Source organism: Pantoea sp. GL120224-02 (genome assembly GCF_900215395.1).
GTDB classification, from domain to species: domain Bacteria; phylum Pseudomonadota; class Gammaproteobacteria; order Enterobacterales; family Enterobacteriaceae; genus Pantoea; species Pantoea communis.
Genome location: NZ_OBEC01000010.1, coordinates 23736 through 48131 on the forward strand (window position 1 = coordinate 23736; position 24396 = coordinate 48131).

General features: G+C 51.2%; 28 protein-coding genes. 17 read left to right on the forward strand and 11 right to left on the reverse strand.

What is annotated here, in order from left to right:
- The first annotated feature begins 50 nt into the window (after positions 1-50).
- From CRO33_RS17755 to CRO33_RS17765, 4 genes are all read left to right on the forward strand, one after another.
- Entirely contained in the window at positions 51-944 is an 894-nt protein-coding gene (locus CRO33_RS17755; protein ID WP_097119046.1) for a dihydrodipicolinate synthase family protein, read from the forward strand.
- Between the two features lie 127 nt (positions 945-1071).
- Positions 1072-1287, forward strand: a complete 216-nt coding sequence (locus CRO33_RS17760) for a YdgH/BhsA/McbA-like domain containing protein (protein ID WP_097119047.1) — start codon at positions 1072-1074, stop codon at positions 1285-1287.
- A 92-nt stretch (positions 1288-1379) separates the two neighbouring features.
- Complete coding sequence (locus CRO33_RS24630) at positions 1380-1532, forward strand: hypothetical protein (protein WP_176505793.1); 153 nt, start codon at positions 1380-1382, stop codon at positions 1530-1532.
- 108 nt (positions 1533-1640) lie between these two features.
- Positions 1641-1856 (forward strand): YdgH/BhsA/McbA-like domain containing protein, encoded by a 216-nt coding sequence (locus CRO33_RS17765; RefSeq protein ID WP_034829897.1) that lies wholly within the window; start codon positions 1641-1643, stop codon positions 1854-1856.
- Between the two features lie 58 nt (positions 1857-1914).
- Here the strand turns inward: CRO33_RS17765 and idnD are convergent, their stop codons facing one another.
- The 4 genes from idnD to CRO33_RS17785 form a co-directional block, all read right to left on the reverse strand.
- Positions 1915-2955 carry an L-idonate 5-dehydrogenase gene (gene idnD / locus CRO33_RS17770; RefSeq protein ID WP_097119048.1) on the reverse strand — a complete coding sequence of 347 codons (1041 nt, stop codon included), beginning with the start codon at positions 2953-2955 and terminating at the stop codon, positions 1915-1917.
- 8 nt (positions 2956-2963) lie between these two features.
- On the reverse strand, positions 2964-4325 hold the full coding sequence (locus CRO33_RS17775) for an MFS transporter (protein ID WP_097119049.1): 1362 nt from the start codon (positions 4323-4325) through the stop codon (positions 2964-2966).
- A gap of 13 nt (positions 4326-4338) precedes the next feature.
- The gene (locus CRO33_RS17780; RefSeq protein WP_097119050.1) at positions 4339-5628 is read right to left on the reverse strand and encodes an MFS transporter; all 1290 of its coding nucleotides are present in this window, start codon (positions 5626-5628) and stop codon (positions 4339-4341) included.
- A 70-nt stretch (positions 5629-5698) separates the two neighbouring features.
- A complete protein-coding gene (locus CRO33_RS17785) occupies positions 5699-6466 on the reverse strand; it encodes an SDR family oxidoreductase (protein ID WP_097119051.1) in 768 nt (255 codons plus the stop codon).
- A gap of 279 nt (positions 6467-6745) precedes the next feature.
- Between CRO33_RS17785 and CRO33_RS17790 the strand changes: the two genes are divergently transcribed.
- The 5 genes from CRO33_RS17790 to CRO33_RS17810 all read left to right on the forward strand — a co-directional run bounded on the left by CRO33_RS17790 (position 6746) and on the right by CRO33_RS17810 (position 9943).
- Positions 6746-7447 carry a FadR/GntR family transcriptional regulator gene (locus CRO33_RS17790; RefSeq protein ID WP_097119186.1) on the forward strand — a complete coding sequence of 234 codons (702 nt, stop codon included), beginning with the start codon at positions 6746-6748 and terminating at the stop codon, positions 7445-7447.
- Positions 7448-7523: 76 nt separating this feature from the next.
- A complete protein-coding gene (locus tag CRO33_RS17795) occupies positions 7524-8777 on the forward strand; it encodes an enolase C-terminal domain-like protein (RefSeq protein WP_097119052.1) in 1254 nt (417 codons plus the stop codon).
- A gap of 191 nt (positions 8778-8968) precedes the next feature.
- Positions 8969-9178: a YdgH/BhsA/McbA-like domain containing protein gene (locus CRO33_RS17800; protein ID WP_097119053.1), complete on the forward strand. Its 210-nt coding sequence runs from the start codon at positions 8969-8971 to the stop codon at positions 9176-9178.
- A 237-nt stretch (positions 9179-9415) separates the two neighbouring features.
- Positions 9416-9634, forward strand: a complete 219-nt coding sequence (locus tag CRO33_RS17805) for a type II toxin-antitoxin system CcdA family antitoxin (protein ID WP_034829890.1) — start codon at positions 9416-9418, stop codon at positions 9632-9634.
- 3 nt (positions 9635-9637) lie between these two features.
- On the forward strand, positions 9638-9943 hold the full coding sequence (locus CRO33_RS17810; RefSeq protein ID WP_034829889.1) for a CcdB family protein: 306 nt from the start codon (positions 9638-9640) through the stop codon (positions 9941-9943).
- Between the two features lie 41 nt (positions 9944-9984).
- Here CRO33_RS17810 and CRO33_RS17815 read toward each other — a convergent pair whose 3' ends face one another.
- Positions 9985-10734 carry an IclR family transcriptional regulator gene (locus CRO33_RS17815; protein ID WP_097119054.1) on the reverse strand — a complete coding sequence of 250 codons (750 nt, stop codon included), beginning with the start codon at positions 10732-10734 and terminating at the stop codon, positions 9985-9987.
- Between the two features lie 135 nt (positions 10735-10869).
- Here CRO33_RS17815 and CRO33_RS17820 point away from each other — a divergent pair, with 135 nt between their 5' ends.
- The 3 genes from CRO33_RS17820 (at position 10870) to CRO33_RS17830 (ending at position 12952) form a co-directional block, all read left to right on the forward strand.
- Positions 10870-12000, forward strand: a complete 1131-nt coding sequence (locus CRO33_RS17820; protein WP_097119055.1) for an MFS transporter — start codon at positions 10870-10872, stop codon at positions 11998-12000.
- A gap of 86 nt (positions 12001-12086) precedes the next feature.
- Complete coding sequence (locus CRO33_RS17825) at positions 12087-12398, forward strand: cupin (RefSeq protein ID WP_097119056.1); 312 nt, start codon at positions 12087-12089, stop codon at positions 12396-12398.
- 338 nt (positions 12399-12736) lie between these two features.
- A complete protein-coding gene (locus tag CRO33_RS17830; RefSeq protein WP_034829885.1) occupies positions 12737-12952 on the forward strand; it encodes a YdgH/BhsA/McbA-like domain containing protein in 216 nt (71 codons plus the stop codon).
- A gap of 69 nt (positions 12953-13021) precedes the next feature.
- Here the strand turns inward: CRO33_RS17830 and CRO33_RS17835 are convergent, their stop codons facing one another.
- Together CRO33_RS17835 and CRO33_RS17840 are read right to left on the reverse strand one after the other, a co-directional pair.
- Positions 13022-13711 carry an N-acetylmannosamine-6-phosphate 2-epimerase gene (locus tag CRO33_RS17835; protein WP_097119057.1) on the reverse strand — a complete coding sequence of 230 codons (690 nt, stop codon included), beginning with the start codon at positions 13709-13711 and terminating at the stop codon, positions 13022-13024.
- Positions 13708-14571 (reverse strand): PTS transporter subunit EIIC, encoded by an 864-nt coding sequence (locus tag CRO33_RS17840; RefSeq protein WP_255253287.1) that lies wholly within the window; start codon positions 14569-14571, stop codon positions 13708-13710. The genes CRO33_RS17835 and CRO33_RS17840 overlap by 4 nt, the downstream gene beginning before the upstream one ends.
- 187 nt (positions 14572-14758) lie before the next feature.
- Between CRO33_RS17840 and CRO33_RS17845 the strand changes: the two genes are divergently transcribed.
- Positions 14759-15586 (forward strand): MurR/RpiR family transcriptional regulator, encoded by an 828-nt coding sequence (locus tag CRO33_RS17845; RefSeq protein WP_097119058.1) that lies wholly within the window; start codon positions 14759-14761, stop codon positions 15584-15586.
- A 76-nt stretch (positions 15587-15662) separates the two neighbouring features.
- On the opposite strand, the gene CRO33_RS17850 is transcribed toward CRO33_RS17845, so the two are convergent.
- Both CRO33_RS17850 and CRO33_RS17855 read right to left on the reverse strand, forming a co-directional pair.
- On the reverse strand, positions 15663-17597 hold the full coding sequence (locus tag CRO33_RS17850) for a MacB family efflux pump subunit (protein ID WP_034829880.1): 1935 nt from the start codon (positions 17595-17597) through the stop codon (positions 15663-15665).
- Entirely contained in the window at positions 17594-18769 is a 1176-nt protein-coding gene (locus CRO33_RS17855) for an efflux RND transporter periplasmic adaptor subunit (protein ID WP_097119059.1), read from the reverse strand. The genes CRO33_RS17850 and CRO33_RS17855 overlap by 4 nt, the downstream gene beginning before the upstream one ends.
- Before the next feature lie 172 nt (positions 18770-18941).
- Here CRO33_RS17855 and CRO33_RS17860 point away from each other — a divergent pair, with 172 nt between their 5' ends.
- From CRO33_RS17860 to CRO33_RS17875, 4 genes are all read left to right on the forward strand, one after another.
- On the forward strand, positions 18942-19538 hold the full coding sequence (locus tag CRO33_RS17860) for a cytochrome b (protein WP_097119060.1): 597 nt from the start codon (positions 18942-18944) through the stop codon (positions 19536-19538).
- Positions 19539-19541: 3 nt separating this feature from the next.
- Positions 19542-20078, forward strand: coding sequence for a tetratricopeptide repeat protein (locus CRO33_RS17865; protein ID WP_082678128.1), 537 nt, complete (start codon positions 19542-19544; stop codon positions 20076-20078).
- Between the two features lie 75 nt (positions 20079-20153).
- Entirely contained in the window at positions 20154-20621 is a 468-nt protein-coding gene (locus CRO33_RS17870) for a sigma-70 family RNA polymerase sigma factor (RefSeq protein WP_230599210.1), read from the forward strand.
- Complete coding sequence (locus CRO33_RS17875) at positions 20618-21421, forward strand: anti-sigma factor family protein (protein WP_097119061.1); 804 nt, start codon at positions 20618-20620, stop codon at positions 21419-21421. The genes CRO33_RS17870 and CRO33_RS17875 overlap by 4 nt, the downstream gene beginning before the upstream one ends.
- 76 nt (positions 21422-21497) lie before the next feature.
- Here CRO33_RS17875 and CRO33_RS17880 read toward each other — a convergent pair whose 3' ends face one another.
- A complete protein-coding gene (locus CRO33_RS17880; protein ID WP_097119062.1) occupies positions 21498-23213 on the reverse strand; it encodes an ABC-F family ATP-binding cassette domain-containing protein in 1716 nt (571 codons plus the stop codon).
- A gap of 427 nt (positions 23214-23640) precedes the next feature.
- Positions 23641-24189: a hypothetical protein gene (locus CRO33_RS17885; protein ID WP_255253288.1), complete on the reverse strand. Its 549-nt coding sequence runs from the start codon at positions 24187-24189 to the stop codon at positions 23641-23643.
- Between the last annotated feature and the right edge of the window lie 207 nt (positions 24190-24396).

The following is a 24396-nucleotide window of genomic DNA, read 5'->3' on the forward strand; positions in this document are numbered from 1 at the left end:
GGCCAGCTGTTGTTAAGATGCGCTTTTGCGTTATCTAACAGGAGCTGGCTATGTTTTCAGGTCTTAGTGCGTTCCCACTGACCCCCGTCAATGCTGCAGGCATCGACGAACAATCCTTTCTAAAGATTCTGGCGCGATTGACTGCCGCTAAGGTCGACTCGCTGGGCGTGCTGGGTTCAACCGGCAGCTATGCTTACTTCTCCCGAGAGCAACGCAAGCGCGTGGCGACACTTGCGGTCCAGCATGCAGACGGTATTCCGGTAATGGTCAGCATTGGCGCGATTAGCACTGATGAAGTGTTGCGACTGGCTGATGATGCGCAGCAGGCAGGCGTAAGGGCTCTGCTATTGCCGGTAGTTTCGTACCAAAAGCTCACCGAAGAAGAAGTGTTTAATTTTTATGCCGAGGTGGTTCAGCACGTCTCGGTGCCCATTTGCGTTTATGACAACCCCGGCACGACGCACACGCAGTTTTCCGATGCGCTCTACGCACGGATAGCCGCGCTTTCCAACATAGCTTCGATCAAAATCCCCGGTGTTCCTGACCAAATGTCAGCGGCTACCCAGCGGGTGAGCGCACTGCGTGCGCAACTGCCTGAACACATTAGTATCGGCGTCAGCGGCGATGCCTCAGCGGGTAACGGTCTGATGGCCGGATGTGAGGTTTGGTATTCCGTGTGTGGTGGCTTGTTCCCCAACACGGCATTAGCGCTTACCCGAGCCGCTCAGGCAGGGGATTTCACTGCAGTCGCCCAGCAGTCCCAACGGTTAGCCCCGCTTTGGGCGCTGTTTCGTCAACATGGTGGCAGCATCCGAGTGATGGCGGCTGCGGCGACTCTTTTGGGCCTGGCGGACGAGAACAATTTGCCACGCCCACTCCGGGCATTATCCAGCGAAGATCAGCGGGAAGTGCGACAAGTGATTGAATCTTTGAATCTGTCTTAAGAGAATTAACTATTAGTGCGATCATAATGATCGCACTAATAGTTAAGATGGATATAGTTTACTTGGTTATTATCACTTCCATCGAAGGCACACAGCCTTCTCATCAAACAAACCAAGGAATATGACCATGAAAACTATCAAAGCAATGTCAATCGCCGCTGTTGCCGCTCTTTCACTGATGTCTGCTGCCAGCTTTGCTCAAACAGTATCTGCCACTTCACTGACTCTGGACGGTGCGGAAGCGAAAATCGCTGCTCAGGCACATCAGCAGAACGCACAATACAAAATCATTGAAGCCAGCGACGGCAATATCGTGCACATGACCGCTGAGTTGTACAAATAATTTTCGGATGGTTGCACAGGGAAGTGCCGGAGCAGGCCGCCTTACGGGGCGGCCTTTTTCGTTGAGAGGCGTAATGCAGTGGAGACCGCATCATGAAACAGAATCATGACCAGATTGATCAGCAAGCCAGTGCATTTGTTGAAGCGCTGCGCACGCAGCGTCATGCACATATGCCGGTGATGCGTTTCCATCAGTGGCCGCAGTTTATCTCGACCGTGCGCACCTTGCTTGCGAATAATAATTAGTCTGATCATCATTATCGCACTAATAGTTAATATAGAAACGATAACCAAGGTTATCATTATTTCATCGAGGGCACACAGCCTTCATCAATAACCCAAAGGAATATGACCATGAAAACCATTAAAACACTGACCATCGCCGCTGCTGCCGCTCTTTCACTGATGTCTGCCGCCAGCTTTGCACAGAGCATTTCCGTAGAGTCTTCAACTCTTGACGGTGCAGAAGCAAAAGTTGCCGCAGTGGCACAAGAGCAGGGCGCTCAGTATAAAATCACTGAAGCAAACACCAACAACCGTGTGCACATGACTGCAGAGCTGTACAAATAAGTTTAGTTTCCGCTTCAGCGTTAAGGCCGCCTTCGGGCGGCTTTGCTGTATCTGAAACCTAGAAAACTAACTGCACTTTTGCGGCCCTTTCTTTGTCAGCCGCCAACTCGAGTGCGGCAACCGCCTGGTCCATCGGCATTTCAGCGGACAGTAACGGCAGAGGATTAATTTTCCCCGTCTCCAGCCAACGTACGGCAGTGGAAAACTCATCGACGAACCTAAACGAGCCGCGTAATTGAACCTCTTTAACCAAGAGAGGACCGATGGGATAGGTGATTTCAGCCTGACCCATACCAAGTTGCACGATAATCCCGCCGGGTCGGGTATAGGCAACGACTGAGGCGACGGCAGCGGCAGCGCCGGAGGCCTCAAAACACACATCGAAGCGGCCACCTTGTTCACGCCATCCGGCAACGACTTCTTCATCTCGCGGGTCCCAGACCGAGGCCGCTCCCATTTCTAATGCCAACGTGCGGCAACGTTCGCTGAGATCGGTCGCCACCACTTCTGCCGCGCCTGAAGCTAAAGCCGCTGCAATCACCAGACATCCAATCGGTCCTGCGCCAGTCACCAAAACGCGTTTGCCCGTTAAATCCCCAGCCTGTTTGATGGCGTGAATACACACAGCTAGCGGTTCGGCGAAGGCAATCACCTTTGCCTCTACATTATCTTCATAAGGGATACACTGCTCTGGCGCGACCACCACATGCTGGGCGAATCCACCGTTAACATGAGGGTAAAACTGTGCGCTTCCCATGAATCGCATGGAGCGGCAGAGATTTTGTTTACCTGAGCGGCAGATATCGCACTGCTGGCAGGGTTGCGATGGGTTGATGGCCACTCGTTGCCCTGCATGCAGGCTGCTTGCCTGTGGTGCTTGCTCAACGATGCCAACAAATTCATGCCCTAACACCATCGGCGACTTCAATACCGACATACCTGCCCGACCATGCAAGAAATAATGGATATCGGAACCACAGATTCCCCCGCGCTCCACTTTCACCAGCACTTGATCGCTGTTCAAGGCAATATCTTGATTCTCACACCGTACATCATGGGCTCCCGCCACCATGACGGCTTTAACCGTTTTATGCTGCATGATTACTCCTAAGCATTTGAAGGTGTCTTATATTTCTCTTTGTCACGCGGGGTCGGTTGTTCTTCTGGAGGAACCATGACTTCGATTTTTCCCACCAGGAACAGATAGGCGAGGAAACCTGCCAGAGCGACAGCCGCGATGTACCACATCGCGTATTGAAAGTTTTGCGTGCGTTGCAAAATAATGCCGATGATGATGGGGCTGGCGATACCGGACAAGTTACCGAAGATATTGAGAAATCCACCAATGGTGCCAATCAGGTGACGAGGAATCACATCACTGCATACCACCCAACCGAGATTGGAGAAAGCATTGGCGAAAAAGGCGATAGACAGGATACCAATCGCTATCACGGGTTGGTCCTGGAAGAAATTCACCAGCGCAATAGAACAGGTCAGCAACATTCCTGTCATCACAGGAAGTTTACGCGCAAAGGTACGGCTGCGGCCGCGCTTCAGCAGCAGATCACTTAATGTACCGCCGCACAACACACCAGCCATGGCCATGAGGTAAGGGAACATGGCGCCAATCCCTGCTTTGTCGATCGACAGGTGCAATCCTTTCTCCAGATAGACAATAAACCAGGTCAGGAAAAAGTAGAGCGTGGACGACGCTGCGAACTGGGCAATAAACAGCCCCCAGGTGGTGCGTTGACGCAAGATGAAGCGCACTTCAGGCCAGTTCACCCGGGTATTTGCCCCTTTTACTTCAGAACCATAGCCGCCACCCTGGCGAATAATATCCAGTTCACCTTTATTTACCTGCGTGCTGTGTTGCGGATCGCGATAGCGAATCAGCCAGTAAAAACCAAATACAATGCCGACCGCGCCAGAAATGTAAAACGACATCTCCCAGCCCCATTTACTTACGATCAGGGAAAGTAGAGGGGTAAGGAGTGCGAGCCCAATGTATTGCGCACTGGAATAGGTTGCCGTTGCGCGAGCACGCTCGTGATCAGGGAACCATGTCGCAATGATTTTGGTATTCGAAGGAAAGGAGGGGGCTTCAGCGATCCCCACCAAAGCACGGCAAGCCAGCAACATCATAAAAGAAGCAGTGGCGGTGGCGAAAAGATGGTGCGAAGCAAACCCCATTAATAAGGTGAACACGCTCCACAGCACAATCGCGCTACCATACAGCCAGCGGGATCCGATGCGATCCAGCAGATATCCCACGGGAATCTGGCTCATGGCGTAGAACCAGGTAAACATTGAAAACAGCAATCCGAGTTGAGTCGGTGAGAGCGCCAGGTCTCCCTGAATATGAGAACCCGCCACGGAGAGGTTGGCACGGTCCATATAGTTAATGGCCGTTACAACAAACAACATCGCCAGCACGGAGAAACGGGTACGGGTGGGTTTAGCTGTCATGGATTGACCTTTCTCAGTGCGCAGTGGTGGCGTGGGTTAACGTGTTCGATGCGTTACTAAACCGGGTCAGTGCGGTTAAAAGCACAGCAACCACTAGAGACGCGCCCATAAAGACATATGAAGCCGCAGGACTCCCGGTCAAACCATTTAAGTAACCCACAATCCAGGCGCCGACGAATGACCCTAATGCGCCAAAACAAACGACAAATGACATTGCACCGGCTACAACGTTGCGCGGGATCATTTCAGGTATGGCGGCGAAGAATGGACCATACGGCGTATACATTGCTCCTCCCGCAATGACCAGAAGTGACCAGGAAATCCAGAAATGAGATGCGCCGAGGGTGAAGGATGCAATAAAACAAACGGCCCCCAGCCCGAGGAAAGCCAAAACGATAGCTTTGCGCTGCTGAAATTTATCAGAGTACCAGGACGCGGTTAACATCAGTGGAACGGCCAGCAGATAGGGGGCTGCAGATAGCCAACCGGTTGCCACGATGCCTAATCCAGATGCCGTTTTGAGCATCGAGGGCAGCCACATAATGAAGCCGTACATGCCTATGTTCCAAAAGAAATGGATGAAAGCAAGGGCAAGCACTTTGGGTGAACGAAATGCTTCGCGATAGTTTTTAACGGGTTTTATGGCTTGTTGTTCTTCAGCCAGCGCATTCTCGATGGCACGTTTTTCCGTATCGCTTAACCATTTGGCGTCTTTTGGTCGATCGGCGTATATCACCCACCAGATGACCGCCCAAATGATGGCTGGCGCACCTTCGATAATGAACATCCCACGCCACCCAAAGGAATTGATTAAGTATCCTGAAAGGATCGACATCCACAAAACTGTGATGGGATTACCTAGAAACAAGAAGGTATTTGCTCTGGAACGCTCTTCCCGTGTGAACCAATGACTGAGAAATATCAGCATTGAGGGCATGACAACGCTTTCGGCGACACCCAGAAGAAAACGTACGGCCGCTAAAAGTGCAACGTTATGCACCATTCCTGTTGCAGCAGCCAGCGCCCCCCAAAGGATGAGACTCCAGAAAATCAATCGCTTGGCTGAGTGTTTCTCTGCATAGATACCGCCTGGCACTTGAAAACAGAAATAACCCAGGAAGAATAGAGCGCCCAGCAGCGACGATATTGCCGGTGTGATGTTGAGGTCTTCTGCGAGTCCAGCTGCAGCGCCGAAACCGTAGTTTGCTCGATCCAAATAAGCCAGGCTGTAGGTGATGAAGGCGATGGGAATGAGCCGCCCCCAACGTTTATTAGATAGTGTCCCTGAAATGGTCTGATTCATGTTCTGACCTCTTATCGTTTTAAGGGGAGGGTACAATGAGTCTGGAAATGCATTTTTAAATGACGTTGGTCTAAAGCGTGGCGAGCCAACCGCCGTCGACATAAATCATTTGTCCATTGACGTAGTTAGAGGCAGAGGAGGCCAGGTACACCGCTGTGCCAATCAACTCATCAGGTTTACCCCAGCGCCCTGAGGGTGTGCTATTGCAAACCCATTGATTAAATTCCAGGTTTTCTACCAGCGCACTGTTCATGTCGGTGAGGATATAACCTGGCCCAATGCCATTCGATTGGATGTTATGGACTGCCCATTCAGCTGCCATCGATTTCGTCAGTAATTTGATACCGCCTTTTGCTGCGGTATAAGGGGCAACGGTGGCGCGAGCGGCTTCACTCGTGAGTGAGCCGATGTTGATAATTTTGCCACCGCTGTTGCGCGCCACCATACGCCGCGCTGCGGCACGAGCCACCAGGAAGGCACTGGTGAGATTCACATCTATTACACGCTGCCAGTCACTTAACGCCAGCTCCAGCATAGGTTTACGGAACTGAATGCCCGCATTATTGATGACGATATCGACGTGGATATTTTCTTCATCAAGCTGTGCGAAAACGCGCTCTATCTCATCCTCGTTTGCGACGTTAAAGAGAAAGCCTCGCGCATTAAATTCCTGGGCTTTTAACTGTGCTAACGCGTGATACATGTGCTGTTCGCGAGTGCCGTTGAGGATGACAGAAGCGCCAGCTTGCGCTAATCCCGTGGCATAGGAAAAACCGAGCCCACGCGTTGAACCGGTAATCAAGGCCGTTTTTCCCGTTAAATCGAAAAGGGAGTGCATGATAATTCCTCATGTAACATGACTAACAAGTTGGTGTGAAAGTTGTACGTGAGGTTGTAAGTAGCAGCAATAACCTGATCAATAAATTGCAGACTGTTTCACAAAAATGGGATCAGTTAGCAGGAGCTGGAAATAGTAAATAACACATCAACTGTATGAAATTGATGTGTTTTTATAATTCTAGTCAAAAGGGTTAAGCGTGATAAAAGAAAAAACGCCTTGTGCCAGGAGAGTGAAAAAGTTAAAAAGACCAACATGTAGGACAAGTGAGTGAGCAACGTGGCGCTGGCAAGTATTCAAAAACACAATATCGTGGACGTGATCTACGAACAGATGAAGCAGAACATTCAGGATGGCATCTGGGAGCCGGGCTGTAAGTTGCCTTCTGAAGCAGAACTCACGGCCACCTTCCAGGTCAGCCGAGTCAGCGTGCGCAGTGCTGTGCAAAAGTTACGCGATTTAGGTATCGTCATCACGCATCAGGGCAAGGGGACTTATGTTACCCGGGATGTCGCGCGCTATGGGGCCTTCAGCGACAATCAGCCGATTTTGCATCTGTCTCAGGAAGAGTTTGACGATATGCGCGTGTTTCGCCAAACCGTTGAGTTTCGTTGCATGAAGTTGGCTGTAGAGAATGCGACTGATGAAGACATTCAGGCGTTAGAGAGTGCGCTCAATCGAATGCTGGTTAATCGGGATGATTACAAGAAGTATTCCCTGGCAGACTACGACTTCCATCTGGCCATCGTGAAAGCTTCGCATAACAAAATTTTTATTCATGTTATGGAGTCACTCAAAGGCATCTATGTGCATTATCTCGAAGAGTTAAACCGTGTGCTGGGCATTACGCTTGAGAGCGTTGAAGCCCACATTAAGGTATTTATGGCGCTGAAAAATCGTGATGCAGATTTGGCAACAGAGACGCTGAACAGTGCGATGACCCATAACGTGCACGCTATCGAAGATGTACGCCATAACTGAACATAGCAAAAGCCCATTGCGGCTTTTTTTATACTTCAAACATGTAGGACATCATACAGGATTAATGAGGATTAGCATGAGCCAACTTAAGATTACCAACGTAAAAACCATTCTCACTGCACCGGGCGGTATTGACCTGGTGGTGGTCAAAATTGAAACCAGTGAACCTGGGTTATACGGTTTAGGCTGTGCGACGTTTACACAACGTATTCATGCCGTCGCCTCTGCTATCGACAACTACATGAAACCGTTCTTAATAGGTAAGGATCCCGCGCGTATTGAGGATATTTGGCAATCGGCTGCGGTGAGTGGCTATTGGCGAAATGGCCCGGTCATGAACAACGCACTGTCTGGCGTCGATATGGCCTTGTGGGATTTAAAAGGTAAAGTGGCTGGGTTGCCAGTGTTTGAACTGTTGGGTGGTAAGTGCCGTGATGGCATTGCTCTTTATCGCCACTGTGACGGCGCAGATGAAGTTGAAGTTGAAGATAATATTCGGGCCCGTATGGAAGAGGGTTATCAATATGTACGCTGCCAGGTGGGCATGTACGGCGGTGCTGGCACCGATGATTTACGTCTGATCGCCGGTAAGTTGGCTAAGGCACGTAATATTCAGCCGAAGGTGTCACCGCGTAGTCAGACGCCGGGCGTTTATTTCGACCCCGAAGCTTACGCGCGTGCGGTGCCCCGTTTGTTTGATCATCTGCGTAATAAAATTGGTTTTGGTGTGGAGTTTATTCATGACGTACACGAGCGAATCACACCGATTGCCTCGATTCAAATGGCGAAATCGCTGGAAGAGTTCCAGTTGTTTTTCCTCGAAGATCCTGTCGCCCCTGAGAACATCGATTGGCTTAAAACATTACGGACACAGAGCAGTACACCGATTGCGATGGGAGAGTTATTTACCCAGATTAACGAATGGAAACCCCTGATCCAAAACCAGCTTATCGATTATATTCGTTGCCATGTCAGTACCATCGGCGGTATTACGCCTGCCAAAAAGCTGGCGACTTTTGCTGAGCTCTACGGCGTAAGAACCGCCTGGCATGGACCAGGTGATATTTCACCCGTTGGTGTCGCTGCAAATCTGCATATTGATATGAGCATTACTAACCTCGGTATTCAGGAATATACGCCGGTCAATGAGGCTTTGCAGGAAGTCTTCCCGGGCTGCCCGGAGATTGATCGTGGTTATGCATACCTCAGTGCTCGCCCAGGTTTAGGTGTAGATATTGATGAAGCCCGTGCAGCTAAGTATCCAGTTAAAGGTGATCAACCCGAGTGGACTAATGCTCGCTTGCCGGATGGCTCTGCGGCAAGGCCTTAATTCAAGTCGCCTTCGGGCGGCTTTGTTATTTCTGATGCGCTAAGGCAAATACTCAGCCCAAAACTCTCATTCAAATAATTAGAACGATAAAAGCAAAATGATTAGATTTCAACCATCACAATACAGGTCTATTCTTTTTCACATCGAGGCAGAATGCCTCATAATCTGAAAATGAATTTGAGGAAATGACCATGAAATCTATCAAAACTTTCGTTGCAGTTTCAGCCCTTACTCTGGTTTCATTTGCCAGCTTTGCACAGAGCATTTCCGTTGAGTCCTCAACTCTTGACGGTGCAGAAGCAAAAGTTGCCGCAGTGGCACAAGAGCAGGGCGCACAGTATAAAATCACTGAAGCAAACACCAACAACCGTGTGCACATGACTGCAGAGCTGTATAAATAAGTTCAGTTTCCGCTTCAGCGTTAAGGCCGCCTTCGGGCGGCTTTGCTGTTTCTGAACTAAGTAACCGCCTCTCATACGTTCTACTTAGATGATCTCTAAGGTCATCCAGGCCCCCCTCATATACCTTAAATCTGTAATATTAAGATTTCCCTGACACAGATTTGGCAATGGTGACTATTTACCCTCATTGTATACCCATATAGTATACCTCTAAACGACATCGATTTAGGGGGCTAAATGAGAGGCAAAGTCAGTATCACCGTTGAGAAAGACAACTATAAATATTTGGTTGACTCCGGCGTTAACGTTTCTGCATTAGCGGATGCGGCTTACGCCAAAGAGGCTAAGCGCATTAAAGGGGAACGTTGGAAGGAAGAAAATCGTGAGGGCATGGAAGAACTTGCCGCTTTTAACCAAAAGTTTGGCTCGTTCGCTGATGAGAACAGGAAGTGGTAACTCATGCAATTTGATGTTTATGAATATAAGCGGACCAGTCATTACCAACTTTTTGTCGATGTTCAGAGTAACATCCTTGATACACCGGGATTTAGAATGGCCATCCCGCTTGTTGATGCCTCTTTACTCTCTGAAAAAGTGAGTAAAGAGCTCCTTCCAATCGTTCAACTCAATGGCACTGCTTATCGGCTGAAAACTGACGATGTCGTTAGCGTTTCAAAAAGCGTGTTTGGCGATAAAGTCGGAAGTCTTGCAATCTACGAAACTGAAATTAAAGACGCTATTAACATTCTGTTTTGGGGTGTGTAAACCACTCTCAAATCTAACCCGCCCTGGCGGGTTTTATCTTTTTAGCGCGCCACCAGCGTTTCAATTTCTGCCTTCGCCTGCATCAGCGCGGCCAGTAGTTGGGGAAACTGCTCATCGAAGCGCATAGCCGGCACGGCTAAGGCCAGGGCATAGCGTTCACCCGGCCCGGTGTGCAGAGCAACACTGACGCCACAAACGCCGCGCGCATGCTCCTCCCGATCAATCGCATAACCTTGCTGGCGAATTGACTCAATCGCTTTCAGCAAAGGCTGACGATCTTTCAACGTTTGCAGGGTGCGCACCTCATTCAACTGCGGCATTAACGTCGTAAAAAGCTCTTCAGGCTGTTCCGCCAATAGGGCTTTGCCATGTGCGGCGCAGTGGGAAGGAAAGGCTGTGCTGATGGGCGAAACCACGCGCAGCTCCTGATCCGAAGCATATTGGCTGACCAGTACCGTGTGGCTGCCACGCCAGACACACAAGTCCACCGTTTCGCGGGTGCGACGCCCCAGCGTCTCCATCGCCGGTTGCGCCAGCGCAATAATATCGGTGTGCGCTGAGGCGGCAAGTCTGGTCAGTGCTGGCCCCAATTTAATTCCCGCGCTGTCCTGGATCAGCAACTGCTGCGCAATCAGAGAGGTCACCAATCGATGAACCGTGGTTCGCGGTAACGCAGTCGATTTCGCCAGTTCGGACATTGATAATCCAGCGGGGCGATTTTCCAGTGCGCGCAAAAGGGTGGCGGCACGTGCAATCACCTGTGATCCGTTAGCTTCAGTATCTGCGACCATTATTCATCCGTTTCATCGATTTACCCACGCGCCACTCTATCACGTTACCCGCTAGCGATTGACATCACACGCGATTACCCTAACACTCATGTCCGATATGTGGATGATAAACCCATTATGCGGATAGGTGTATTCATGACTGTATTAAAACCTGCAGCGGCAATGACGTTATTGGCGGTGAGTTGCCTGACCATCATGGTGGGCTGCGTTATCGTACCGGGATTGAGTGAGATTGCTGCGCAATTAGGAGTCTCACATCTGGCTAATTGGTTGGTAACGCTGCCAGCATTGGGCGTAGTACTGGCAGGGCCTTTTGCCGGACGAGCGATAGACCGTTATGGCGCTTACCCCATGCTTCTTGTGGGTCTTTTCTGTTACGGCGGATTGGGCGTGGCGGGTGCCTGGTTACCCGGCGCACCCCTGCAGATCATTGATCGTGTCCTATTAGGCTGTTTTACCGCCGTAGTGATGTCGGCTGGAACCAGTTTAATTGCCAGTTTTTATCAGGCTGAAGCACGACTTAAAATGATGGCGCGTCAGGGCATGGCTATCGAACTTGGTGGAGTGGTGTTTTTATTTATTGGCGGGATTCTGGCTTCCTTGAGTTGGCGCTATCCCTATGCACTCTATCTTTTGTCCTGGTTGCTGCTCGCATTGGTGGTCATTTTGTTTCCACGTCCGCAACAGCAAATCGTCACTGAAACCAGGGATGAAGGCGCAACCAACAGCGATCGGGCATTGCGTCCGGTATTGCTGGCGGCCATCTGCTCCATGATGTGTTTCTTTACCGCCATCATCATGCTGCCACAACGCTTTGCCGCGTTGGGCGTTAATGCCGCTCATATCGGGTATTTTCTGTCATTCGTTTCGCTGGTGGCCGTGTTGGCTGCAGCGTTGATGCCGCATGTGGCACTGCAATTTGGTCCTTATCCAACCCTGATCATGGCGTTCGTTTGTTATATGTTGGCGCACCTGGAGTTTGCTGCTGCACCGGACATGCTGCTGTGCCTGCCGGGCGGCATCCTGTTAGGCATAGGATTTGGCCTGTCAGTGCCTCTGGTCAACCATATGACGGTTGAAACCAGCCAACCGCATGAGCGTGGACGACAACTGGCGCGTTTATCGATGGCAATCTTTGCCGGGCAATTTCTCGCGGCCTTTATGGCTTATATTCCCGGCCAGGTGGCGATGATCTTTATTGCCGCAGCAATACTGGCCGTGATGAATATTGTTGCTTTGCGTAAGTTCGCCGTGGTGAGGAATTAATCTGTCCGAAAAGGGTCGATGCATGTCCTCATCCATCTATGCCTTACCGTTAAGATAGTGCGCAATCTCAATCATTTAGGATCCGCATGAAAACCATCATCAGTAAAAACTTTACTCCAGCCAAAGCCTGGGATGCCGTCGATATTGCCAATTTCGACGGTACCAGCGTCAGATTGCATTGGACTGATAAACCTTATCGCTGGCACATCAACGACGGCGAAGAGGTCTTTGTGGTGTTGGATGGTGCAGTAGAAATGCATTACCGCGAGCAGGGCGAAGTACAGAAAGTGATGTTGAATGTCGGTGATATTTTCTTTGCCAGTGTGGGAACCGAGCATGTTGCCCATCCGCAGGGCGCCGCGCGGGTACTGGTGGTTGAGAAAGAGGATTCGGTATGAAACCACACTAACCGTAATCGGTAACGATTTGATCCGTTAGGCGTAACAGGAGATGAGTGAGCAATCAGGTACAAGCTCGTACGAAAAGTAACCACGGCAGTGCAGCTGGCGTGGTTGGCGGTGGGAGGTGATTTATCCACAGGTTAGCGCGCAGTCTTTTCACCTGAAATGTGGATAACATCCTGATCATTATGACAGTCAATGTGACAGTAACGCTGCGCATGATTAGTTGGATCATCATGATCGCACTAATAGTTAATATGGTAATGGTAACCTGGGGTATTATTATTTCCATCGAAGGCACACAGCCTTCACAAACAACCCAAAGGAATAAAACCATGAAAACTATCAAAACACTGACCATCGCCGCTGCCGCCGCTCTTTCACTGATGTCTGCTGCCAGCTTTGCCCAGAGCATCTCCGTTGAGTCTTCAACTCTTGACGGTGCCGAAGCGAAAGTTGCCGCAGTCGCACAACAGCAGGGCGCTCAGTATAAAATCACTGAAGCGAACACCAACAACCGTGTGCACATGACGGCAGAACTGTACAAATAAGTTCAGTTTCCGCTTCAGCGTTAAGGCCGCCTTCGGGCGGCTTTGCTATTTAAGGCCTAATAAAACGTATTAGCTGATTGCGTTGACAAAACGCTGCGTTATTTGCTGAGGACGGGTTATCGCGCCACCGACCACCACAGAATGCGCGCCCAGTTTTAAACACTGCGCCGCCATCTCAGGTGTTTCCACATTGCCTTCTGCAATCACTGGCGCCTTCACTGCTGTTAATACTTCACGCAGAAAGTGAAAATCATTTGCCGCCAGATACTTTCCGCGCGTTTCCGCCGTGTAGCCATGCAGCGTAGTACCTACGCAGTCGAAGCCGAGTTCATCCGCCAGCAACGCCTCATCAACTGTCGCGATATCTGCCATCAGCAATAACTGCGGATAGCGTTGACGAATCGCCGCCACCAACTGCGGCAACTGCAGTTCGCCAGGCCTCTGATGTTGCGTGGCGTCCAGCGCGATCATCGCTGGATTCGCCGCCATCAATTCATCGACCTCTTTGAGCGTGGCAGTGATATATACATCACTGCCTGAATAATCTCGTTTGATAATGGCGATAATGGGCAAATCCACGGTTTGCATAATCTGCTCTACATCGATCAGACTGTTGGCGCGGATTGCCGACGCGCCACCTTGCTTCGCGGCTAATGCCATACGCGACATGATATAGGCGCTGTGCAGGGGTTCATTTTCCAGTGCCTGACAAGACACCACCAGTTTCCCTTTAATTTGCTCCAGCATGTTTACTTTCATAGCGCGAGTAACTCCTCAACTTCATTTTTGATAATGGTGACGTGCGGGCCATAGATCACCTGTACGCCGTTGCCACGCTGGATAACCGCGCGAGCGCCCGTGGCCTTCAATGCGGCTTCATTAAGTTTAGAACTGTCGTTTAGTGTGATACGCAAACGTGTGGCGCAGCAGTCAAGTTCGGCAATATTGTCTTTACCGCCCAGCGCTTCAATCACCTGCAAAGGGCGTTCGCCAGCGGCAACTGGCAAGGTATCGATGCTGACATCTTCACGGCCTGGCGTTTTGAAATTGAATCGAGTGATCAGCAGGCGGAAGGTAAAGTAATACAGCAGGAACCATGGCACGCCGACCAGGGGCACATACATCCAGTGGGTTTTCGCTTCACCCTGCAATACACCGAACAGAATGAAATCGATTAAACCGCCGGAGAAGGTCTGTCCAATGGTGATGTGCAGGATGTGGGCGATCATAAAGGCCAGGCCATCGAACAGCGCGTGAATCACATATAACACTGGCGCCACAAACAGGAACGAGAACTCAATCGGTTCGGTGATCCCAGTCAGAAATGAGGTGAGGGCGGCGGATAATAACAAACCGGCCACACGTTTGCGGTTCTCGGGTTTGGCAGTGTGATACATCGCCAGACAAGCCCCGATCAGGCCAAACATCATGGTGATAAAGCGGCCCGACATAAAGCGCGCCGTCCCCAGATAAAACTGCTGCGTATTGGGATCGGCCAACTGATAACGCGCCGCCAATGCCCAATAGCAAGCCGGCGGCAGGTAATACCGCGATCGGCAACATAAAGGATTTTCCAAAACGTTGCGCTTTTTCAAACCAGCCTCCTGAAGAGGCTCCACTGAACATTGACATAAATTTTTATCCCCGAAGTGTTGTTGTGGTAAAAATTATTATCATAATCTACTTCATCGGATGAAAATTACTACCATTAGTGTGATAGCTTTCACTTATAATCAATTCTGCTGGCACAAAGCAGGGCCTTTACGCACACTAAGCGCCATCAATATTGGCTAATGGAGAGGTGTCATGACGGACAATGGAAATATTTTGCTGCATCTGAAGCAGGGCTTGCCGGGCTACAGTCCTGCGCTACAAAAGCTGGGCGACTTCATCCTGACCGAACCGCAGAGAGTGCTGTATCTCACCATTACCGAATTGGCGAAAGAGACGGACACCAGCGAAGCCAGCGTGACGCGCTTGTGCCGCAACCTGAGTTGCAAAGGCTACACCGAATTTAAGATGGCGCTGGCGCTGGATGTGCAGCAGAGTCAGCCCACGCTGGCAGCAACGGGCGATCCGGTTGATGCGCTGGTGGAAGAGTCGGTGCAGGCGCTGCGCGATACCGGAAAATTTATTGATCGCGAGGTCTTACAGCAGGCTGGTGCGGCGGTGCATCAGGCGCGTTCTATCCAAATCTATGGTGTGGCTGCCAGCGCGATAACCGGCGAATATTTGCATCATCGTCTACTACGGCTGGGCAAATCCGCGCAGCTGTTTGGTGATATGCATCGTGCGGCAATGAATGCTTCGACCCTGGGTGAAGGTGATTTGGTTATCGCGATCTCTGCTTCCGGTTCCACCAAAGATCTGATGCATGTGGTCAATGTGGCGAAGAAGCGCAAAGCTCAGGTGCTGATGCTAAGTAATACGCTGCGCAGCCCGATGGGCAATCTGGCGGATATGTTGCTGGTGGCGGCGCGACCGGAAGGCCCACTTAATGCCGGAACGTTGAGTGGGAAGGTAGGGGCGATGTTGCTGGTTGAGGCGTTAATGGGGGAGCTGATGGCACATGATGCGCATTACGCCACTGCTAGTCAGCAAACGGCCAGTGCCACATTGCCGATGCTGATCTAACCGTAATGTAAGTCGCTCTCAATCCCAACATGACGGAAAAATCGGTGCGCAGCGATGCGCACCCGAGAAGATACATTTACTCACTCGCCAGCGCGGCGACCGGATCCATACGGGCAGCTTTGCGCGCAGGCAAATAACCAAAAATCATGCCGATAATAGTGGAGCAGGCGAAAGCTGCCCCCGCGGATTCCCATGAGTAGATGGCTGTCAGTACACCGCCTGCCATCAGGCTAATCAGCGGACCGATCACCAGTGAGAGTGCCACGCCGAGTGAACCGCCAACCAAACATACCAGCACCGCCTCAATCATAAACTGCTGCATGATATCGCCACGCCGCGCACCCACGGCCATACGCACGCCAATCTCATGCGTTCGTTCGGTGACGGACACCAGCATAATATTCATCACGCCGATGCTGCCGATCATCAGCGCAATCGATGCCACCATCAAAATCAGCAAGGTCAAGGTGGCTGCTGCCCCTTCAATCGCTTTGCGGTACTTATCGCGGTTAAACATCAGGAAGTCTTTGGTGCCATGGCGCGCAGTCAATAGTTGCGTGAGAGATTCCACCGCCGGACCGCTGACCACATCATCTTTAAGCTTAACGCTGATACTTGTGAGCGCTGTTTGCCCACTGATGCGGTACATCATGGTGCTCCAGGGCAGCCACACGCTGAGACGATTGGGCGAAATGCCGTTATCTTCATGCGCCACACCAATGACTCGCACCGGCACAGACCCTAACACGATCATTTTTCCGATGGGGTTTTCATTGGCTGCAAACAGCTTATTGCGCGTATTGGTATCAATGATGATCTCTTGCCGGGCATGGCGTTCATCACTGAAGTTGCTGCCTTCGGTGAGTTTGATGCCCTGAATCTCAAAGTAATCTTTGCCGACGCCCGATACGGATGCTTTTGACGAGTTGGAGAGATAACGGATCGGCTGCGTCGAGAGCAGCTCAGGGCTGACTTTGTCGACAAACTGCTGGCGAGCAATCACATCGGCATCCGCCATCACCAGCGTCAACACCGGATGCGCATCATCTTCGGCGAAATCGCCGCCGGCATACACGGACACCACATTCGTCCCGAGACCGGAAATACTCTCCAGCGTTTTTTCACGCGCACCTTGTCCAAGCGCGACGACAGTGACGACAGCGGCAATACCAAAGATAATACCGGTCATGGTGAGTGCGGTGCGTAAGCGATGCGTATTCATGGCATTTAGCGCCATGCGCATTGACTCGCGCAGGCGATCAACAAATCCGCGCAGCTTGCTCTGACTTCTGCTCACCATTGGCTGATAGCGCGATCGCGTCGCCTCTGTTTTTGGCCCGCTGTCAGCAAAAATTTCGCCGTCCTGGATTTCGATGATGCGGTCTGCGTGTTGCGCCACTTTCATATCGTGTGTGACGATAATTACCGTATGACCGTCACGATTCAGGTCATGAAGAATGCGTAACACTTCCTCGCCAGAATGAGAATCCAGCGCGCCGGTCGGTTCATCGGCGAGAATAATCTCGGCTCCATTAATCAACGCTCGCGCAATACTGACGCGCTGTTGCTGGCCACCAGAGAGTTCACCCGGTTTATGGTGTTCACGGCCTTTGAGACCGAGTCGCTCCAGTAATTGAGCAGCACGCGCCCGCCGCGCATGCCCCGGCAAATTGGCATAAATCGCCGGGATTTCGACGTTGCTTAATGCGGTCAGGTCCGGCATTAAGTGGTAGCGCTGAAAAATGAAGCCAATATGTTCACGGCGGACTTTCGCCAGCGCGTCCGGAGAGAGTGAAGCGGTATTCTGGCCTGAGATAAAATAGTGACCGCTGTCGGCGGCATCCAGGCAGCCGAGAATATTCAGCAATGTGGATTTGCCCGAGCCGGAAGGGCCAATGATCGCGACCATTTCGCCACTGGCGATCTGCAAATTGATATCTTTCAGCACATGCAAAGATTCTGAACCGTTAACATAGCTGCGCTGAATGTTTTTCAGTTCGATCAAGCTCACATCACCACCTTGTCCGCACCGGCGGCTTGGGTAGCAAGGATGACTTTCTCACCGGCTTTCAAGCCGCTGAGAACCTGAATATCAACGCTGTCTGAAATACCGGTGGTGATAATACGTTTCTCAGGCTGATTCTCCTTGTTCGCCACCTCGACAAAGGTCTTGCCTTCCGCGTCTTTTTTCGTTGCCTGTACCGGAATCAACAGCGCGTCTTTCGCAGTGTCGCGCAGCAGATTAACTTGCGCGGTCATTGAGATGCGCAGGGTGTTATCGGGATTGGGAACATCGAGTAACGCATTGTAATAAATGGCGGCATTGGTACTGCTGGCCGGCGTACTTTCACTGTTGCCCATCAAGGCATCATCTTTCATCACTGATTCGGGTGCCAGTTCAATGCTACGCAGCGTCGCGTTGTAGCGTTTATCGGGATTGGCGAAGGTGGTAAACCAGGCTTGCTGGCCGGGGTGGATGTTGGTGATGTCCGCTTCGGAAACCTGCACTTTAATGGTCATGGTGCCCAGTTGCGCCAGCTTGGCGATGGTCGGCGCGCTCTGCGCGGCGTTAACCGTCTGGCCCTGTTTGGTCACGATGGCGATCACCGTGCCATCCATCGGTGCCATGATGCGGGTATAGCTGAGATCGAGCTGCTTCTTGTCCACCTCAATTTGTGCTTGAATGACGCGCGCTTTTTGCGCCGTCAACTCAGCACGTGCGGTGCTCCACGCTTCTGCCGCTTCGTCAAAATCCTGACGTGACACCAGGTTGGCTTTAATCATTTGCTGCAGGCGTTTGAACTGCGCATCCTGCCTGACCAACGTCGCTTCGCGTGTCTCCAGATCGGCTTGCGCGACGCTCAGTGCAGCCTGCGCGTTGCGTAAATCACTGCGCTGTGGCTGGTCGTCAATTTCAGCGATCAGCTCGCCCTTACTGACGTTATCTCCGGCTTTGATATAGAGCTTTTTCACCTGACCTGAAACCTGCGCACCGACATTGACGCGCTCAATAGCGTCCATCTTGCCGGTCGCAGCGATGACGTTTTCGATGTCGCCTTGACGCACCACGGCAGTGACCAGTGGATTCGGTTTTGGTCTTGAACTGCTGTAGGCCCAGACCAGAATAATGATCGCCAAAATAGCGATCGCGACCAAAAGCCGCTTTTTAGAGGTATTCAACATAAGCATCCCTTTAATGAAGCGAGAATAGTAATCACTAAATGCAACAAACAGGAGAAAATTCGTCAGGATTTCTGCATTAAGTTGGGTGCGTTGAGAAAAAAATGAAAATTTTTCGAATAGAAATCGTCGTTGAGTTGTTTACCCCTAAACCACTCACTATTTGGGAAATGCTATGTCCGCTCCGGCGCGCCAAAACTCACGTCAACGCTATGACGCTTTCAGCATGACGCTGCACTGGATCACTGCGTTTAGCGTCATTTTTCTGTTTGCCTCGGCGCACATTTGGGAACAACTGGAAAAGGGCACACCGCTGCGCAAGGGTTTACAGGCGTGGCATATCTCTTTTGGCATTTTGCTGGCTTTGGTGATGATTGTGCGCCCACTGTGGCGTTTCTATTGCCAACGTCAGACGCATTTGGCCGTGGCACCAGCTGAAAGCAACACGCCGATGCGCATCATCGCGCATGCCGTTCATGGCTTGTTGTACCTGTTATTATTCACTCAGGTTGTATTGGGTTTTCTGTTTCGTTGGGCGCAACAGGAACCGTTTGATTTCTTTGGCCTGTTCGATATTCCAACCTTTATTCATGTCGATACCGCACTGCGTCACACGCTGGCGGGATTACACAATAACGTTGCCTGGGCGCTGATTAGCCTGGCAGGCGCGCATGCGCTGGCGGCGTTACTCCATCACTACGTTCTGCGTGACAACGTGCTGCGCCGTATGCTGCCGTTGCGCGATTCGATGCCCCTCCGCGAGGATAAATGAATGATGAAGATGATGAATCAGGTTCGCTGGTTTGCCGTGCCAGTATTGCTGATGGTGTTACATGCACCGACTGCATTCGCCATGGGCGATGACGACAGTGACAAGAAAACCCCGGACTGTCCGAAAGGGCAGGTTTATGACAGCAAAACCAAATCCTGCGTGCCGGAAAAAACCAGCATGCTGAGTGATGAGGATAAGACGAATTACGCCTACCATCTGGCGAAAAAAGGCGAGTATCAAGCTGCGCTGACGTTACTGGATACGTTGCACAATCAGAACACCAAAGAGGCATGGAACTATCGCGGCTACGCCACACGTAAACTGGGCCGCACCGACGAAGGGATGCGTTACTATCAGAAATCGATCGCACTAGACCCCAAATATGCCAAAGTGCGTGAATATTTAGGTGAAGCCTGGATGATCAAAGGCCGTCCGGATCTGGCTAAAGAGCAGCTCACTATCATCAAATCGCTGTGCGGGGTGAAGTGTGAAGAGTATCAGGATTTGCACGCGGCCATTAATGGTCATCCTGAGTCCTGATGACCGCTGTTGACGGAGGATAGAAACATTACCAGCACTGAAGTCCGTCAACATCTGGCGGCGCATCTGACGCGTATGTGGCGTTACGCGATGGTGTTATCGCGTAATAAAGATGTGGCCGAAGAGTTAGTGCAGTCCACTTGTGTCCGGGCGCTGGAACGCAGCGCCCAGTACACACCGGGCACACGCATCGATCGCTGGCTGTTCACCGTGCTGCACTCCGTGTGGATCAACGAACTGCGCGCGCAGCGGGTACGCATGGGGCAGGGATTCGTCGAGAGTGATGAATTGCTCGCTCCCGACCATCAGCAACACAATGAACAGCGCATGCAATATGCCAAAGTGATGCAACGGGTTGGGCAGTTGCCAGAGGCACAGCGCAACGCGGTATTTTTAGTTTATGTCGAGGGTTTTACCTATCAGGAAGCCGCCGACACGCTGGCCGTACCGATTGGAACCATCATGAGCCGCCTCGCTGCGGCACGCACTACTTTAGCCAGCGCAGTGACAGCGCGGCCTGCGGTACAGGAGAAACGCTTGTGAATGCACCACGATTTACCTCGCCCTATGCCGACGAAGCTATCGTTGCCTGGCTGGATGGTGAAATGCGCGCGGAGGATGCTCAGGCGTTTGAAAACGAACTAAAGCGCAGTGAAACGTTGTCAGCACGGACGGCTGAGCTAATGAAAAGCAATCAACCTTTTGCGGATGCGTTCGCGCCAATGCTGGATGAGGCGCCGCTGGAGCGTATGGAGTCACGACTGGCGTACCTGCTCGAAAACACGCCATCCGCACCGATAAAAGAGGCTGTTCAGGTTAGCCGCCGTGCGTTGATCGCAGCATCAGTCAGTTTTCTGCTGGTGGGCAGTGCCGTCGGTTTTTGGGCCAGACCCGTCGCGAAAGCTGAACAGGATGAGAGCGCGCGAATACGTGAACTGGAAGCACAATATATGTCGCTCTATAGCCCGGAAACGTTGGCGGATGTCGACAGTTCGCCACAGGTGTTAGCGCGTTCATTACAACGCACGGCGCGCGACCTCGATCTGCGTCTGACGACTGAGCAATTGACGCTTCCTGAAGCGAGCCTGAAAAGTGTGCGTATGCTGCGCTACGACGATTCACTGATCACTCAAATCGCCTGGAATCACAGCAATTACGGTCCGATGGCCCTGTGTATTTCGCGGGAAGATGCGAGTAAACAGAGTGCATTGGCGCAGGAAAAACGGCACGGTATGAATCTGGTGTGGTGGCATCGCAGCGGATATCAGTACGTGCTGATTGGGCGCAATCCTGCTGATCAGTTAAAACGAGCGGCGCAAGTGTTGAGCGCCGCTCTGGTGTAATTTATCAGTGATCGCGCATTATGCCCCTGGGATGCAGGATACAAATATCGCAGGGGCGTATTGATGGGAAGTTCGCTTAAAGGATGCCCAACTGCTGTTTCAGTTGCGCAATCTCATCGCGCCATTGTGCCTGCAACGCCGGTTTTTGATGTTTGGGCTTACGCTCTCTATCTTCATCCAGCTTGCTTTCCAGATCACACAACGCCAGCAGCAGCGCATCTTCATCGTTGTACGATTCAGACGTCACGGACAGAACATTTACGGTCTCGCTGTCTGACGGTTGTTTGGCACTCAGTTGCTCAATCACCGGTTCAAAGTCATGCCACTCGCTCAGTTGCTGATCCTGAATCAGCCAGAAACGGTTACAGCTGCTGGCGATCAGATTGCGATCGTGCGACACCAGCAACACCGCGCCCTCGAACTGATTGAGGGCGGCTGCCAACTCCTCTTTACCCAGCATATCCAAATGGTTGGTGGGCTCATCCAGCAGCAATAAGGAATAGCGCGCGAGTGTCAGCCCGACAAACAGCAGGCGTGAGCGTTCACCGCCACTCAGCGAGCCCACTAATTGCTGATGACGGAGATAAGGGAACCCCGCACCTATCAGAGCCATCTTTCGCTGGTCGTCACTCAGAGGGGCAAAATGCGCCAGTGCCTCGTTGAGGCTCTCCTCATCATGCAATTGCGTGAGGCTTTGGTCGTAATAACCTAGCTTTGCACGCGGATGAAACAGTGTGGTGGTCTCACGCTGGTATTCCAGCCAGAGTTGGCGCAGCAGCGAAGATTTCCCGCTGCCGTTGCGGCCCACTATGGCGATGCGGTCGCCGCTTTTAACCTGCAGGCTGGGTAACGAAAACAACGCAGGCGCGTTCTCCGCTGGGCGAATGTGCATTTCAGTCAGCGCCAGCACCCGATCGGCATCCAGCGCTTCTCCCAGCAGTTGAAGACGCCATAGACTGCCTTCGGTCAACGTGGTTTGTGCCTCTTTCAACCAACTGGCGCGTTTCTCCATTTGCTGCGCTTTACGCGACAGACCTTCGTTGTCGTAGGTACGTCCCCAAATTGCCAGCCGTTTGGCACTTTTTTCGACGCGCTCAATCTCATTCTGTTCTGCCTGATAACGTTGCGCATCGGTTTCATCCTGCTGGGCCAGCGCTAGTCGGGCAGCGGAGCAGGGCAGGCGGAAGAATTGCAGGGTTTGATCGCGCAGGATCCAGCTGCAATTGGTGACCTGATCCAGCAAGGTGCTGTCATGTGACACCAGCACAAAGCTGCCTTTCCAATTTATCAGGAACTGTTCCAGCCAAAGCAGCGTTGGAAGATCCAGATGGTTGCTGGGTTCATCCAGTAACAGCAGATCAGGCTGGAGAATAAGTGCACGCGCCAGCAGTAACCGCATATGTTGACCGCCACTCAACGTGGCTGCCGTTTGGGTATGCTGTTCAGCATCGAACCCCAGCGAAGAGAGTAGCGCTTCCGCTCGCCAGGCTTCACTGACCTGTTGCTGTTCTGGCAGACGCGCAATCACGCTTGTCAGCAGCGTGGCTTGCTGGAGCAGAGTGGGAAGATGTTGCTCAATTCGCGCCAGCAAACAGTGGTTGGCTAACGTAACGCTGCCCTGACTGCTTGCAAGTTCACCGCTGAGGATTTTTAGCAGGGTACTTTTTCCCGTGCCGTTATCACCGAGCAGCCCAATGCGATCACCTTTTTTGAGGCTGAAATTGATGTCGTGAAAAAGGGTACCGAAGGCGTTATCAAAGCCGACAGCGTGTGCGGATAGTAATGTGCTCATGTGCTTACTCATAAGTTGCAGGCATGCGAACGCCTGACGTCAAAAACTGCTGACGACAACCCGGTAAGCCGGAGGAAGGGTTGAGAATTTCAGTAGACTTCGCTCAGGCGGATTATCGCAGCACGAATGCAGAGATAGCTGAGCGCGGCCAATTACTATAAAAGTGTGAGTAAATAAACAATTCACACGATGGCATAGTAATCCTCCTTATTTATCAGTAGTGAGTAGGGTGGGTTGATGATAGTCACCTGGGCTGGCATTATCCACAGAATATTCGCGATGTTGTGAAGCCACAGGCCATGCCCGGTCAAAAGATATGATTTTCCAACTTGCGTAGTGCAACGGTATCTCCCCCTGAACAGGTTCCTCGAGCTAGTGACAATTATTCTCGATTAGCTGGAAAAATCAGTACGTCAAATTTCAGATTTTATCTAAAGCTCCATTGAATGGTGATAACAAATACCGAGGGGATAATAATCCCCGATTCAATGCCGAAATAGGGTGTGAAATTATATTGAAAGCCATGATAAATATAGGGTGAGAATCCTATTCCGGTGGCCTTTTTAAAGTCGTGATAGGAACCGTGATCGCCACAATCCTTAAAGGCATCGAAAAAAAACTCACCGGTGTAGCCGTAGATACCTTTAAAGGTCCAGCCATCATCCCAGGTTTTCCAGTCTTTTCTCACCCCTAACGCAAGACAGCGATCGTCAAAGCTGTTTTTCATGGTGCCGATCAGGACGCTATAGGTGGAATCTTCGGACAATTTTCTTTCTACCGAAAAGAAGTTATTCTCAAAATTTTCAGTGTATTGCCCATGATTCCCGGTCAGATGATAAACGTAGGAACCCGTGTTGATGGAATATAGGTTAATTTCGCTCGCTGGGCACTGCAGCGAAATGAGTGTTAATACAATCAGTAAGCCCCATAATAATCTGAGATTTGTTCTGGGGGAATCTTCTGTTATTTCATTCATTTTTTCCTCACCACTGGCAATGCGATAATGAAAAAAGCGAACAGCAACCTGATGGGTTGACTCAACATGTTGATTGACAAGTCAGAATGATCAGAGCTTTGAAATTTCAGATAAAGATATTTTATACTGATGAAATCATAGACGATGACGTATTTTAGCAGCTTTTTTGAAAGGGCAATATTGCGAAGAGAAGCGCATTATAAACAT